Annotated in this window: 12 protein-coding genes, 1 pseudogene and 1 other annotated feature; of the genes and pseudogenes, 10 read left to right on the top strand and 3 right to left on the bottom strand. The window is 35.2% G+C overall.

Features of this window, described 5'->3' with window-relative positions:
- Positions 1-158: 158 nt before the first annotated feature.
- Positions 159-824, bottom strand: coding sequence for an MIP/aquaporin family protein (locus tag JOC59_RS00560; protein WP_205142848.1), 666 nt, complete (start codon positions 822-824; stop codon positions 159-161).
- A 182-nt stretch (positions 825-1006) separates the two neighbouring features.
- Here JOC59_RS00560 and JOC59_RS00555 point away from each other — a divergent pair, with 182 nt between their 5' ends.
- From JOC59_RS00555 to JOC59_RS00525, 7 genes and pseudogenes are all read left to right on the top strand, one after another.
- Positions 1007-1480, top strand: coding sequence for a sigma-70 family RNA polymerase sigma factor (locus tag JOC59_RS00555; RefSeq protein ID WP_205142847.1), 474 nt, complete (start codon positions 1007-1009; stop codon positions 1478-1480).
- Positions 1481-1482: 2 nt separating this feature from the next.
- Positions 1483-2277: an RsiV family protein gene (locus JOC59_RS00550; protein WP_205142846.1), complete on the top strand. Its 795-nt coding sequence runs from the start codon at positions 1483-1485 to the stop codon at positions 2275-2277.
- 149 nt (positions 2278-2426) lie between these two features.
- A complete protein-coding gene (locus tag JOC59_RS00545; RefSeq protein WP_205142845.1) occupies positions 2427-3644 on the top strand; it encodes an MFS transporter in 1218 nt (405 codons plus the stop codon).
- A gap of 311 nt (positions 3645-3955) precedes the next feature.
- Positions 3956-5503, top strand: a complete 1548-nt coding sequence (gntK, locus tag JOC59_RS00540) for a gluconokinase (protein WP_205142844.1) — start codon at positions 3956-3958, stop codon at positions 5501-5503.
- Between the two features lie 81 nt (positions 5504-5584).
- Positions 5585-7036, top strand: a complete 1452-nt coding sequence (locus JOC59_RS00535; RefSeq protein WP_420875263.1) for a gluconate:H+ symporter — start codon at positions 5585-5587, stop codon at positions 7034-7036.
- Between the two features lie 193 nt (positions 7037-7229).
- Positions 7230-7468: a binding site (T-box leader), on the top strand.
- 82 nt (positions 7469-7550) lie between these two features.
- Positions 7551-8915 (top strand): amino acid permease, encoded by a 1365-nt coding sequence (locus JOC59_RS00530; RefSeq protein WP_205142843.1) that lies wholly within the window; start codon positions 7551-7553, stop codon positions 8913-8915.
- 176 nt (positions 8916-9091) lie between these two features.
- A pseudogene (locus JOC59_RS00525) lies at positions 9092-10036 on the top strand (alpha/beta hydrolase).
- Positions 10037-10149: 113 nt separating this feature from the next.
- Here JOC59_RS00525 and apf read toward each other — a convergent pair.
- Entirely contained in the window at positions 10150-10836 is a 687-nt protein-coding gene (apf, locus tag JOC59_RS00520) for an aggregation-promoting factor (RefSeq protein ID WP_205142842.1), read from the bottom strand.
- Positions 10837-11039: 203 nt separating this feature from the next.
- On the opposite strand from apf, the gene JOC59_RS00515 reads away from it, so the two are divergent.
- Positions 11040-12338 carry a nucleobase:cation symporter-2 family protein gene (locus JOC59_RS00515; protein ID WP_205142841.1) on the top strand — a complete coding sequence of 433 codons (1299 nt, stop codon included), beginning with the start codon at positions 11040-11042 and terminating at the stop codon, positions 12336-12338.
- Between the two features lie 195 nt (positions 12339-12533).
- Here the strand turns inward: JOC59_RS00515 and JOC59_RS00510 are convergent, their stop codons facing one another.
- The gene (locus JOC59_RS00510; RefSeq protein ID WP_205142840.1) at positions 12534-12923 is read right to left on the bottom strand and encodes a VOC family protein; all 390 of its coding nucleotides are present in this window, start codon (positions 12921-12923) and stop codon (positions 12534-12536) included.
- 339 nt (positions 12924-13262) lie between these two features.
- Between JOC59_RS00510 and fucP the strand changes: the two genes are divergently transcribed.
- Positions 13263-14600 (top strand): L-fucose:H+ symporter permease, encoded by a 1338-nt coding sequence (gene fucP / locus JOC59_RS00505; protein WP_205142839.1) that lies wholly within the window; start codon positions 13263-13265, stop codon positions 14598-14600.
- 76 nt (positions 14601-14676) lie between these two features.
- Entirely contained in the window at positions 14677-15549 is an 873-nt protein-coding gene (locus JOC59_RS00500; RefSeq protein ID WP_205142838.1) for an ROK family protein, read from the top strand.
- Positions 15550-15845: the final 296 nt, after the last annotated feature.

The following is a 15845-nucleotide window of genomic DNA, read 5'->3' as shown; positions in this document are numbered from 1 at the left end:
ATTAATTTGAAAAGTGATATGTAACTAGAAAGGTTGCAATTAAATAATAGAAAAATACGTTTTAAAAGTGATTATATTTTATGATATTACGTGCTTTGATAATCAAAAAAACAACTAATTCAAAATACGAATTAGTTGTTCACAGAAAGCGATTTAAGTTATTCTTCACTACCCATAAATTGACCAACAAAAGCGGCAATCACACCACCAACTAGCGGAGCTAAGAAGTAAACCCAATAATGTGATAAGGCACTACCACCAGCTAAGATTGCAGGACCAAAACTACGAGCGGGGTTTAATGAGCCGCCGGTAAGATTTAGTGTAACCATAATTAGGAGGGCAAGAGTTACCCCAATTGCTAGTGGTGCTAATGTAGGGGTCCCAAACTTATCGCTTGTGACCATTAAAATGACAAAAATAAAAAGAAATGTAATAAGTGCTTCTACTAAAAAGGCTTGACCAGCACTAATATTTGGAAAATCAGTTTGCCCCAAACTAGTACTTGGTAGTTTTAAGCTACTTGCAAAGTCTTTAACAACAAATGAAGCAACAGTAGCCCCTAAAAATTGAGAAACGATATAAAATAAACCATCTTTAATATCTAGTCGTTGGTTAATCATCATAGCTAATGATACTGCAGGATTAAAGTGGCCCCCTGAAATACCACCAACAGCATATGCCATAATAGTAACAGCTAGACCAAAAGCAAGTGCAATACCAATGAAGCCAACGGCAGTGCTACCTGTGTTAGCGATAGCAACAGTACCTGTCCCGACAAATACTAGGACAAAAGTACCAATAAATTCAGCAAAATATTTTCTCATAATTGTTCCCCCAGATATAAATAATTAATTATTGCTACTTAATTTTAGCATATTTTAAAAAATGTTACAAAAGCACTAATCAAGTTAGTTAGCGGCGTAAAGTTATTTATAAATAAATTGAAACTTTTTACCGCAAATAACCGTCTAATATAATTATGGCAAACAATAAAGGAGTTAGGAATGTGCAAGAAGAATTAATCAAAATTATTAGACATGAGCAAGCCCGGCTATTTAGACTTGCAAATAGTTATGTTCATGATGAACAGCAAGCATTGGATATTGTTCAAATTACGGTTGAAAAAGCATTTAGAAAGTTAAAGCAAATTAAGGAGCCAAAATATTTAAAAATATGGCTAATACGAATCTTAATTAACACCGCTATTGATATGCAAAGAAAGAACCAACAGACAAAGGAGTACACGACTGAGGTGAAAAAAGACTTAGTAACACCTATCAGTGTCTCGCTTGAACAGCAAATAGCATTAGCAGAAGAACTAAAACAGTTGTCTGAGATGGAACAACAGGTTATAAAGTTACATATTTTTGAAGAGTTGTCTTTAGATGAAACAGCTAATATCATTGGGAAACCAACAAGTACAATTAAATCATTATATTATCGCTCTTTGAAAAAATTGGAAAAGAAATTAGGAGAATGACCATGAAGATTGAAGAAATGAAAGCACGCTACAAATCACAAGATATACCAGAATTTGCCTTAAAAGAAAGAATTAATCAAACCATTGCCAAAAAAACACGTCAATGGTTTGGTTGGTGGGAAATTACGATTGGGGTGGCTATAATCGTGGCTTCTTTTGTTATTGCTGTAAATACGTCATATCAATTTGTTAATGCTACAAGTCGGATTAGTGGTTTAAAAGATTTGGTTTCACTAGTTTTAGTTAGAGAGTATAAGCATGTCGATAAGACTAGTTGGGCTGATATTCAAGTACCATTGGTAGCACAAATCGATAATCAAAAATTAGCTAATAAACTAAATACTCAGTATGCTAATGAAGGGCGTCAATTAGATACTGAATTTAAACAAGATACAAAACATAGAACAGTTCGACAATCGTTTAGCAAGGTGTATCAGGATCAAAAATTGGTTGTTTTAAAAAGACGAATTACTAAAACCGCTGCTGATTCATTGGTTGAAGACAAATATACCGTCATCGATCTGAAGCATGGTCTTGTCTTAACCTTAGCGATGTTATTTAAAAATAATCATTATCAAAAGCTTTTAGCTGATTTTGTCAATAAACAAACACAAGCAAACTTTAAAATAAAAGCACATGATATTAAAGACAACTTCTATATTAATGAACAAGGTAAGTTAGTTTTAGTATTTGCAAGTGGTCTGATTGCCCCTGCTTATTTAAATGTTCAAAAGGTTGTCATACCAATTGGGGTTATTAAACAAGACTTAGTATCAACTAATTATATCCGAAAATAAAAATAGGGTATCAATTACTTATGCCTGATAATTTGGTTACTATTTAATTAAATATCTAGTTAAATTATTTAATAGTTAATGAATTTTTGTGTTATGAGTGTTAAAATTTGCCATAGCTTTAATTTTAATAAACAGGAGAGTTAGCAAGTATGGATGACACCGAACAGCGTCAACGGGCATGGCGTAAAACATTCGTCACTTTATGGATAGGTTGTTTTATGACGGGTCTTGGCTTTTCAATGACAATGCCTTTTTTATCATTATTTATTGAAAGTTTACAAAATTATAGTCGAATTGAGCTAAATATTTATTCAGGTGTTGCCTTTGCCGTGACTTTTTTGGCACAAGCTATTATTTCGCCATACTGGGGGAGTTTAGCTGATCGTAAGGGGCGCCGTTTAATGTGTTTAAGAGCATCTGGTGTAATGGCATTTACAATATTTGCGGTTGGCTTAGCACAAAATGTTTGGGTAATCATTGTGTTACGTGCAATTCAAGGCTTTTTTTCGGGATATATTAATAATGCCACTGCGTTAATGGCAAGTGAGACCACTAAAAATAAATCAGGATCTGTGATGGCTAACATGATGACCGCAAATGTTACAGGTAATTTGTTAGGACCACTCTTTGGTGGAATTTTAGCGAATACCTTTGGTTATCGGATACCCTTTTATATTACTGGATGTGTGATGGGCTTAGTTTTTATTATGACAATGTTAAATGTTGAAGAGCATTTTACACCAATTCCAACGCAAAAAATGCAGAAAATTAGTACGATTTTTAAACAAGTTAAGAATGTTAAGTTAATTTGGTTAATGTTTATGACAACCCTGATAATTCAGTCATCATTAATGTCAATTTCACCAATTATCAGTTTATTAGTTAAAGAGTTGATGCATAATCAAGGAAATATTTCTTTTGTCAGTGGAGTTGTCGCGGCAATGCCGGGCTTTGGAACCTTACTGATTGCTAGTCGCTTAGGCCATAAAATGGATGAAATTGGGCCACAACGTGTTTTAGTGTTTGGTTTGTTAGCCGCTACTGTTTTCTTTATTCCAATGTATTTGGTATCATCACCATGGTCATTAGCCTTTTGGCGCTTTCTATTGGGGATGGCGAATGCGGCCTTACTACCAGCCGTGCAGACAGTTTTAACATTAGAAGTACCCCGTGAAGCATTTGGGAGAATCTTTAGTTATAATCAATCATTTCAAGCCGCTGGTGGAGTCATTGGACCACTACTAGGATCAGTAATTGCCGGTGCGTTTGATTATCAAGAAGTCTTCTTGGTAACAGCAGGGCTTGTATTTATTAATTTTTTAATAATGGGTATTTTTCAATTAAAACAATCAACCGTAAAGGCTTAATTTAGCGTGCTGCTACGCTCCAAGTGAGCTACGTGAGCAAATTTAATATTGATAATTAGCTACTGAAAACTGGGCTAATTAATAAAAGAAGTTCTGATAAAACAATGTAATGAAAATTGTTTTATCAGAACTTCTTTTTAGATAGTTAGTGGTGGTTTTAACTTATATGTACTATAATAAAATATTTTTTTCACAATATTATTGCAATGCGGTAAACGTTTACCTTATAATTAATAATTGAACAGGATAATTGCGGTTTTATTTTTTGTAAGCGCTTTAAATATTTGATAAGTTTAGAGGATATAAAAATTATGGATTATACAATTGGCGTTGATTTAGGAACAACATCGACAAAAGTAGTTTTATTTGATAAAGCTAGTAAAGTTATTAAAACAGCTAATCATGGTTATACATTATATCGTGATGAACCTGATATGGCTGAAGAAGATTTAGATGAAATTTTTCAAGCGTTTACGGAAGGAATTATTGATGTAACTAAGGGGCTTAATTTTGCAACAGATAAGTTAATCGCTGTTTCATTTTCAAGTTCAATGCACTCATTAATTGCTTTTGATGCAGATTGGCAGCCTTTAACGCGTGTAATTACTTGGGCGGATACACGTGCTGTTAATTACACCGAAGAATTAAAAAATAATGGTTTGGGAAAAGAGATTTATGCGAAAACTGGAACGCCGATCCATCCAATGGCACCATTATCAAAACTATTATGGTTAAAGAATGAGAAACCTGATATTTATAAACAAGCCGCCCATTATCTTGGAATTAAAGAATATATCTTTCACCGCTTGTTTGGTGATAATAAAATGGATATTTCAATTGCATCGGGAACTGGTTTGTTCAATATTTTTGAATTGGATTGGGATGCTCAAGCGTTGGCCGTTACTGGAGTTAAGAAAGAACAATTGCCACAACCAGTTGAACCATATGAAATTGCACGCAATTTAGATCCGGAATATGCAAAATTCATTGGTATTCCCGCAGATACTGCATTCGTCTACGGTGCTGGGGATGGGCCACTTTCAAACTTAGGGGTAAATGCGATTCAACCAGGTGTTGCTGCGGTAACGATTGGAACATCAGGGGCGATTCGCGTAGTATCTAACAAGCCTGTGATTGATCCTAAAGGGCGGACATTTACATACGCTCTTGATAAAGATCACTGGGTTGTGGGTGGTCCGGTCAATAATGGAGGTGATGTTTTCCGTTGGGCTAAAAATAACTTATTTGATGCTGAAGATTCAACTGCTAAATTACTGCATATGGACACGTATGATTTGTTAACCAGTATTGCAGCAAAAGTACCAGCAGGCGCCGATGGATTATTATTTCATCCTTATTTAGGTGGTGAAAGAGCGCCCATATGGGATGCTAATGCACGAGGTTCATTCTTTGGCTTAACGCATGAACATACGCGAGCACATATGGTCCGTGCTGTCCTTGAAGGGATTATTTTTAATATCTACATGGTTTCATTAGCCCTTGAAGAAGTAGTGGGTGATTTGCACAATATTCAGGCAACTGGCGGTTTTGCACGGTCACCACTTTGGCGGCAAATGGCTGCTGATATTTTTGAACAACCAGTTACAGTCCCAGAAGCATTTGAATCTGGCGCATTAGCTGCAACTGTTGTTGCTAAAAAAGCTTTGGGTATTATGGATAGGTTAGAGGATATTGAAGAATTAGTTGGTCAAAGTAACACTTATACGCCAAATCCTGAAAACTACAATGTATATCGTGAATTAGTACCAATCTTTATTCGTTTGAGTCGGCAATTACAAACAGAATATGCTAATATTGCTAATTTCCAGCGGAAGTATAACAATACAAACAAAGATTAAAAGAGAACTAGTAATTATTTGGAGGAAGAGAAATTGACTGCTTTAGTTGGTTTAGCAACTGATCCGCAAACCGGATTATTTATGCTTAATATGAATGGCTTTAATGTATGGCCGTTTTTAATTTTGGTGTTAGGAATTGCTTTATTATTGACCCTAATTTTAAAGTACAAGATTAACACTTTTGTAACATTAATTGTTGTTTCAATCGTGGTGGCATTTGCTTTAGGGATGAATCCAGCAGGAATTGCTGATGCCATAAAGAACGGAATTGGGGGGACCCTTGGTGAACTAGTTGTTGTCTTTGGGTTTGGGTCGATGATTGGCCGCTTAGTTTCTGACTCAGGTGGTTCTTATCGAATTGCCAAAACTTTAATTGATAAATTTGGTAAAAAGCGTTTGCAATGGGCCGTTGCTTTTGCATCATTTATTATCGGAATTTCATTGCTTTTTGAAGTTGGGCTAGTCGTATTAATCCCAATTGTTTTCACAATTGCGCTTGAAGCAGAAGTACCATTACTTTATCTAGGAATACCAATGGCGACGGCTTTATCAGCCGCTCAAGGGTTCTTACCACCACAACCATCACCAACTGCTGTTTCTAATATTTTAGGTGCACCACTTGGCATGGTCTTAATTTATGGGATTATTGTCGCAATCCCAGCAATGATTGTTGCTGGACCAATTTTTACTAAATTTGCGCAAAAGTATGTACCAACCGCATTTAAAATCACTAAAAAGTTAGATGCTTTGGGTGAGGTTAAGCAATTTAAGCTTGAAGAGACCCCTTCGTTTGGTTTATCAATTTTAACTAGTTTAATGGCTGTTATTTTTATGGTCGTTACTACAGTGATCACGATGGTGGTTAATGATGGTAAGCAAGTGTATGGTGGTGTAATCGGTGATGCTAATTGGAAAACCCTTACCTCAGCCGCCCAAAATGGTTATTTATTACATCCAACATTTTTCCAAAAAATGATTGCATTTTTAGGTAATCCTTTGATTGCTATGGTTATTGCACTATTATTTGCACTTTGGTCAATGGGCCGGCATTCTGGTCGAACAATGGCCGAAGTTAACGGTAGCTTAAGTGATGCCGTTAAATCAATTGCGAATTTATTATTGGTTATTGGTGGGGGTGCTGCGTTTAAGGGTGTCCTTACGTCTGGTGGTATTTCAACTGCCATTGCTAGTGCATTTTCACACTCATCAATGTCACCAATCTTGTTTGCATGGTTAATTGCTGTTATTATTCGTGTTTCTGTTGGTTCTGCAACGGTCGCCGGGATGACAGCTGCTGGGATTGTAGCCCCAATTGTGGCCGCCCAAAGTTCAGTAAATCCAGTCTTTGTTGTGTTAGCAATTGGCGCGGGTTCATTAGCTGCTAGTCATGTTAATGATGCTGGTTTTTGGATGTTTAAAGAATTCTTTGATTTAGATGTTAAGGAAACGTTGAAGACATGGACAGTTTTGGAAACCTTAATTTCAGTAACAGGTTTAATTGTCATTATGATTCTGGCAACATTTATTCATTAAGCTCAGTATTACTAGTTTTAAACATCATTTGTATCTTTTATAACTAAATAATAACTTTCATTAATGAATATCATTTAAATAATTAATATATATGGAAAGATGGCTTTTAAATAGTCAATCTAAATAAAAAATTAAAAAATTATTAAAGATACTATTTACTGTTGGGGATGAATGGTATATACTCTTCCCTATTAAGAAAACGTTAATAAGGACGAGTAGATAAAAATGTAAGCTACAGAGAGGTCATGGATGGTGCAAATGGCTAGTTACATTTATCGAAAACTACCTTAAAGTGTGATACTAGTAAGTTTAAAACTGAAAGATCAACGGTGCTGTTAGAGTCGTTATTCGCTAACAAAGTGAGTTAATTAATTGTAGTGCACACGATTAATTAAAAAAACTTGGGTGGTACCGCGCAAAAGCGCCCCTAGATAATTTATTATCTAGGGGCGCTTTTTTTAACGTTTATGTTTTGGTTATCCTGATGAGACATTGAGAATAAGGAAGTAGTATTATGGCAAAAAAAGAATTAAGTAGAGATTTATCTTCACGACAGATGCAAATGATTGCCTTGGGTGGCACAATTGGGGTGGGTTTGTTTATGGGAGCCTCAGCAACAATTAAATGGACTGGCCCATCTGTATTGCTAGCCTATGCCTTTGCCGGATTAATTTTATACTTGGTAATGCGGGCATTAGGGGAAATGTTATATGTTGATCCTTCAACGGGCTCATTTGTAAATTACGCAACAGAGTATATTCACCCGGTGGCTGGTTACTTAACAGCTTGGAGTAATGTTTTTCAGTACTTAGTAGTTGGTATTAGTGAGGTAATTGCAGTTGGTCAGTATCTAAATTATTGGTGGCCAAGTAGCGCAGATTGGTTAACCGGCATCGTAGTGGTCGTGACCTTGTGTGTAGCTAATTTAACATCAGTTAAAGCCTATGGTGAGCTCGAATTTTGGTTTGCGTTAATTAAAGTTATTACAATTATTTTTATGATTATTTTAGGTTTATTAGTTATCTTATTCGGATTAGGTAATAATTGGCAGCCAGTTGGTTTTTCTAATTTATGGAGTCATGGTGGTTTCTTTACGGGTGGTGTTAAAGGTTTTATTTTCTCACTTTCAATCATTATTGCATCATACCAAGGGGTTGAAGTCATCGGAATTACAGCAGGTGAGGCGCGTAATCCACAAGAAGCAGTTGTACGTTCAATTCGTTCAATTGTTGCCCGAATTTTAATTTTCTATATTGGAGCAATATTTGTGATTGTGACAATTTATCCATGGGATAAGTTAACCGAAATTGGTTCACCATTTGTCCAAACATTTGCGAAAGTAGGGATTACTGCGGCCGCTGGGATAATTAATTTTGTTATGATGACGGCCGCAATGTCAGGGTGTAATTCTGGTATTTTTAGTTCTAGTCGAATGCTTTATACGTTAGGTTTGAAAAATGAAATTTCACCAAAATTTACGAAATTATCGAAGCATCGTGTGCCATATTTAGCTGTTATTGTAATGTCGAGTGGCATCTTAATTGGCTTGATTTTAAATGAGATTTTACCAACCTTAATGCATGGTAGTACTAATATTTTTGTACTTGTATATAGCTCAAGTGTATTACCTGGCATGGTGCCATGGTTTGTTATTTTAATTAGTAACCTACGTTTCCGTAAGGCTAATAATACCGATAATCATCCATTTAAAATGCCTTTAAATCCAATCTCTAATTATTTTGCCATTATTTCGTTGATTGTGACACTAATTTTCATGATGATTAATCCAGAAACACAACCTTCAATTTTTGTAGGAATTGTTTTCTTGGCCGTGATGTCAGCTATTTTTATGTTAAAAGTACGCAAAAATAAACAATAAAAAAGCAAGATATGAATTACCCTCTCGAATTGGCGGCAAGCTAAGCGAGGGTTTTTTTATGTGTTTTCATTAAATCGTTGTTTGCGATAATTAAAGTTGATATTTTGACAGATCTTAATTAATTATTTTATAGTTATGATGTAAGGATAAGTTGTTCAACGATCAAAGGGGGAAGTATTATGAAACGTATTTCATTAGGAACCGCAGCAATAAAATTTAGTGATGATAATCTCGCTCATCCACGAATTTATTAATTACCACCCACAGAGGGGCGTCAGGTACTTGAAGATGTACAAAGTGGTGAAGTTGATCAAAGTTCAGTTACAATTGAGGATCAGATTGTTGATACCGGTAAATGGGGTAAAATTAATGTTAGATATATCCGACCAGTTGATACTGACTTGGCGACATTACCTGTTATTTACTATATTCATGGTGCTGGCTGGGTATTTGGAAGTGCAAAAACCCATTTAAAACTAACGATTGAATTGGCAACACAAACACAGTCTGTAGTTGTATTTCATGAATATAGTCGTTCACCAGAAGCAAAGTTTCCAACGGCATTGGAACAAAACTATGCAGTTCTCCAACAGTTACAGGATGTAGCACAGACGCGAAGGCTAGACTTAGCGAATTTAAGTGTTGCGGGTGACTCGGTTGGTGGTAATATGGCAACGGTTATGACTCTCTTAACTAAAACAAGACATGGGCTACCTATCAAAAAGCAATTACTATTTTATCCGGTAACAGACATGAATTTTGATACAGCGTCATATAAAGAATTTGCGGAGAATTATTATTTAACCCGTGAAGGGATGCAGTGGTTTTGGCAACAATATTTAGAAAAAAAGGATGATGCTAAGGATATTAACGCCACACCATTAAATGCAAGCGTAGCAGAATTACAAGGATTACCTGTGGCTTTAATAATTACCGCGCAAGCAGACGTATTACGTGATGAAGGGGAGGCTTATGCTGCTAAATTACGCGCAGCTAATGTGCCAGTTACACAAGTCCGGATGCAAGCAATCATTCATGATTTTGTAATGTTAAATATTTTAGATGAAACTAATGCAACGCGTGGTGCCATGACTTTAGCGATTAATTGGTTAAAGGAATAGCATAAGGGATTATTGGTAACAAGGATAATAAAGTCGTACTTAAAAAAATTCCAGCTGAAAATGAGCCTCATTTTCAGTTGGAATTTTTTAAGTAATCAATCTAGCATAATCAATTAATACCAACTATGACTTTGCCAATGTTTCATGGCATTTTGCCAAGTATCATAGCGATTTTTAACGTATTGATTAGCTACTTTTTCTTGGTTAGCAGGTGAATAGTCACCATGTAAATAACTTGCAGTTAATTGATATTTACCGATATATTGACCGTTACGCGCTGTATAACTACCACCAGATTCATGTTGTACAATATACGCACGGGCTTTCGCTTCTGCGGTGGTATCGTTATTACTATTAGTAATCGTTTGATTAGTAGTGGTGGTCTTGTTTAATTTATCAACATCATCGACTTTGGGACTAGAATTAACATCACGTGAACTTGTTCCTAAGTTAGTAGGTTGATTACTAGCGTAGATACTGCTAGCCGTACTATGCTTGGTTGTTTTAGGTATGCTAAGTCGTTGATTGACTAAGATGAGGTTAACGTCCTTTAGATTATTAGCTGCTCCGATTGTAGCGACGGATGAATGATATTTTGCAGCTAAATCAGAAACTGTATCGCCAGCTTTAACCGTAATGGTTGTAACGTTTTGATGATGTTGTGCATTAACTAATTGGCTAACCTTATTAACAAGGGTGTTTGCAAAATTGTTATGATTGGCTGCTGATTGAGTAGCAACTTTTTTAAAAGCAGCATCAATGGTTGCTTGAGTGCTAGCTAGGTTTATAGATTCGACCAAAATAAAAATCCTTCCTTATGATATGATATTAAAAGTTTACAATCATAAATAATTATATCACCATCAATTAATAAAATGTTATTTATATTTAGTAGAATTGAGTGAGTTTGTTTGGTAAATATAAAGATTTTGATTGATTAATTGCTTTTTTATGCTATATTTTAAACTGTAAGTATCTAAAAACGAACTATACGGAGATTAAAATGAATAACGTTAAGAAAATTAGTGGTGTTGTACCTTTGGTGGTGGGTAAAAATATTTTGTTAGGGTTACAGCATTTGTTAGCAATGTATGCAGGTGATATTTTAGTACCGCTCCTCGTTGGTGCTAGCTTACATTTTAATGCTACCCAGATGACGTATTTAGTATCCACTGATATTTTTATGTGTGGCATTGCAACCTTATTACAATTAAAACGAACGGCATTAACTGGCATTGCGTTACCCGTTGTATTAGGATCAGCTGTTGAATATTTAGCACCTATGACGGCAATTGGAAATAACTTAGGGTGGGGCTACATGTATGGTGGTATTTTAATAGCCGGCGTATTTGTATTGCTTATTAGTGGTTTATTTGCTAACTTACGGCGCTTTTTTCCACCCGTAGTAACAGGATCATTAATTACATTAATTGGTTTTACCTTAATTCCCGTTGCGTTTCAAAATTTAGGGGGTGGAGATGTAACAGCACACAGTTTTGGCAATCTAAACGCCTTGATACTAGGGGGCTTAACCGCAATAATCATTTTAGTTTTTGAAATTTTTGGCCGGGGCTTTATTAAGCAAATTGCAATTTTAATTGGTATATTAGCGATGACACTTTTAGCAGGTATTTTAGGTCAAATTGATTTAGAACCAGTTAATACAGCCAGTTGGTTACAATTACCGCAACCATTTTATTTAGCGACACCAAAGTTTGAATGGTCATCAATTTTAACCATGCTGTTGGCAGCACTGACATGTATGATAGAATCTACCGGTGTTTATTTTGCTTTAGCCGATATAACTGGAACAACGTTAAGTACAGCTGATTTAAAGCGAGGCTACCGCGCAGAAGGTTTGGCGGCCATTTTAGGTGGTGTGGCTAATACTTTTCCATATTCAACATTTTCACAAAACGTGGGAATTGTACAGTTGTCAGGAATTAAGAAGCTCAAACCGGTCTATTATGCAGCAGTAATGTTATTAATCTTAGGTTTAATTCCCAAGGTAGGTGCAATGGCGACCTTAATCCCAAAGCCAGTTTTAGGCGGTGCAATGTTAATTATGTTTGGTATGGTAGGTGCACAAGGAATTAAAATGCTAGCTAAGGTTGAATTAAACACAAATAATTTGATTATCATTGCTGTTTCTTTAGGAATGGGTTTAGGCGCAACAACCCAACCAACCATTTTTCAATATTTACCTAATACAGTTCAAACAATTTTAAGTAATGGCATGGTGATTGGTTGTATTACCGCGATTATTTTAAATGTTCTTTTGAATCGGAATAAACTTAGTTAAAAAGTTATTAATAAGTTTTTAGGACGATTTTACTGTATCAAAATAGACTAGGAAGATTTAGTAGCTGGCGCAAGGTTAAGTATATTGTAGTTTAACTTTGTGGTAGTTACGTTGGTTTTCCTAGTCTTTTTTGCTGGCCGCAGTGTAATCAAATAATTATTTTGGGTTAAATTGCAAAATCATCGTCTTTTAAGTTTAATTGATTTTGCAAAATTCGACAATTTCACCATTAGGACCTAGCACATTAAAATAACGTATACCATTATCCCAAAATGGCAATTCTTTAATTTGGTCTTCGATGATTTCAAAACCATGAGCTTTAAGGGTTTTAAATGCATTTTCGATATCAGTTGCATTCAAAGAAATATGATTAATAGTACCAGCATGCGGGTTAACCTCAGCTGATTCCCAAGTTTCAATCACTAATCCATGGAATTCAAAGAAGCGAACTAAGGAGCCGTCATTATTAAATTCACCTTTTAAGCTAAACCCTAATTTAGCCCAAAAATCAGAAGTTGCTGCCATGTTACTAGTAGGAATACCAATATGTTGAAGACCAGTCGCAAATGTATCAATTAAAGCCATAATTAAAAACTCCATTCTATTTTTTGAAATCGCTTTCACTAAGATTTTAACTAACTCGCAATGGTTTTTCAAATAAAATTTATATGTAAGTATTAAAATACAAATTTTGAAATGATGGTAATAAAAATGAACTTGCAACAAGTTAATAATTTCACATAAAGAAAGGGCTTTCATTATTGATTTAACTGTGTTATTATACTTTTTGTGAAATCGCTTTCATCATGTAGTGAAAATTTATTGTTATTTGAAAAGGCGCATTCAAATAATTTGTAAAATATTAACATGACATTAAGGAAAGGATAAGTCTAGTAAATAATAAGAAACTAGATAGAATTGCGAATGATTACTCAAATCGCATCAACTAAAAGTAAAATAAAAGGAGTCGAACAATTAGCCGATGGGTATCTTAGTCGAACACCGATTTTACAATTTTTAATTGTTTCATTAATGTTTCCCCTTTGGGGGACCGCTGCTAGTTTGAATGATATTTTAATTACGCAGTTTAAAACAGTATTTCAATTAAATGATGCGGCAACGGCTTTTGTTCAATCAGCCTTTTATGGTGGTTATTTTCTAATTGCAATTCCGGCTAGTATTGTTATTAAAAAAACATCTTACAAATTCGCAATTATGATTGGTTTACTAGCATATATTGTTGGGGCCGGCTTGTTTTACCCAGCTTCACAAGTAGCAACGTATTCAATGTTTTTAGTAGCAATTTTTGCAATTGCCATTGGGCTATCATTTTTAGAAACGGCTTGTGATACATATAGTTCAATGCTTGGACCTAAAAAATATGCTAATTTACGTTTGAATATTTCACAAATTTTAAATCCAATCGGCAGTATTGCTGGGATTTTATTAGGAAAGTATCTAATTTTTGGATCAGTTGGTAACTTATCACAAAAGATGGCAGGTATGACTGGCCAAGCACGTTTGGAGTATGGTGAGAAGATGCTGCAGCTAACTTTGCAGCCTTATAAGTACATCTTATTGATTTTGATCATAATGTTTATAGTGCTAGCCTTTACCAAAATGCCAACAGCTAAACCTATTACGAATGATGTTGACCATGCGCCAAAAGTTGCGTTAGGTAAAACGCTTAAATATTTAGCTAATAATATTCACTTTAAGAAGGGGGTATTATCACAGTTTATCTATGTCGGCATGCAAACAGCAGTATGGTCGTTTACAATTAGATTAGCATTAGTAATGAACCATAATATTACAGATGCTGATGCATCAATGTTCATGGTATATTCGTATATTATTTTCTTTATAGGTAAAGTGGTAGCAACATCATTGTTAGCGCGCTTTGAATATAGCAAAGTATTAGGTGTTTACTCAGTATTAGGAACAATGACGTTATTAATCACTACCTTTGCATCAGGGATGGTAGCAGTGTATGCAGCAGTAGTTGTGAGCTTTTTCTTTGGTCCGCAATGGCCTACAATTTATGCGCATACACTAGATACCGTTAAGGAGAAGAAATATACGGAAACAGCTGGGGCAGTAATTGTGATGGCCATTGTAGGAGGAGCTGTTATTCCAGCTATTCAAGGAATTGTCTCAGATTTTAGTGGTTCAATGCAGTTTTCATTTATTATTCCCACAATTTGTTTTGCATTAGTTAGCTATTATTTTATTTCTGAAGCACGTAGTAAAAAAGAGGCTTGAGAATTAATTATAAGATGATATATTAAAGATAAATTAGAAATTAATTACACAAAGATAGATAGGAGAAAGATAAATCATGGCATTATTGGGTGGTATTGAAGCAGGTGGTACAAAGTTTGTTGTTGCGGTAGCAGATGTTGAGAATCCTAACGAGGTAGTTGCACGTGCAAGTTTTCCAACGTTAGATGGGGCCAAAACATTGGAGAAAGTTATTGCATTCTTTGATCAATATGATGATATTGCATCAATCGGTATTTCAGCATTTGGACCAATTGATGTGCGTAAAGATTCCAAAACCTATGGTTATGTTTTGGATACCCCTAAACGTGGTTGGTCAGGATTTAATTTCTTAGGTACAATGAAGGCTTGGCGCGACATTCCATATTTTTGGACAACTGATGTTAATGGTGCTGGTTGGGCCGAATATAAAACAGGTGCGGCTAAAGATGCAGAAAATGTGGTTTATCTAACTGTTGGGACGGGGATTGGTGCTGGTATTATTGTAAATGGTCAACTACTAACTGGATATAGTCATCCAGAAGCAGGCCACTTAATGATGATGAAACATCCCAAGGATGATTATGCAGGCCATTGTCCCTTCCATGGTGATCACTGTTTAGAAGGCTTAGCAGCTGGCCCAGCTATTGAAGAACGGTGGCAACAATCTGCTAAAGAATTACCAGACGACCATTTAGCATGGGAAATTGAAGCTTACTACTTAGCTCAAGCGGCAGTTGACTATACAGTTACACTCCGGCCTGAAAAAATTGTTTTCGGTGGTGGGGTTCCACATCGCCAAGTTTTATTACCACTTGTACGTGAAAAATTTGCAGAATTAATGGCTGATTATCTCGAAGTACCAGCCTTAGATGATTATATTGTGCCAGTTGGTAATGGTGATAACGCTGGTATTTTAGGTAGTTTCTATCTAGCTAAGTCTTTGTTATAGGCTATATTAAAATTATTTAAATAGTAGACAAATCAAATGACTAAAACCTCCCATCAAGTTGAATTTATGGGAGGTTTTGTTTTGTAGTTTTATGATCCTAGCTCGTTTTTACAAGTATTAGTAAAAAACAAATTGTTTTCTAGCAATACTTACGCTAAGTGAGTAAATTTGTTATAATAAAGATATTTAATATATCGAATATGGGATTTCGATAAAAAGAGGAGTTGTAACGGCACATGGTTACAACTCCTCACTTATTTTCAATAACTATGTCGTTAGTTGATATATCAGCTGAT

It is taken from the genome of Periweissella beninensis (assembly GCF_016908275.1).
Taxonomy (GTDB): domain Bacteria; phylum Bacillota; class Bacilli; order Lactobacillales; family Lactobacillaceae; genus Periweissella; species Periweissella beninensis.
Note: the sequence above shows the minus strand (reverse complement) of the source record. Positions and strands in the feature narration are given on the sequence as shown.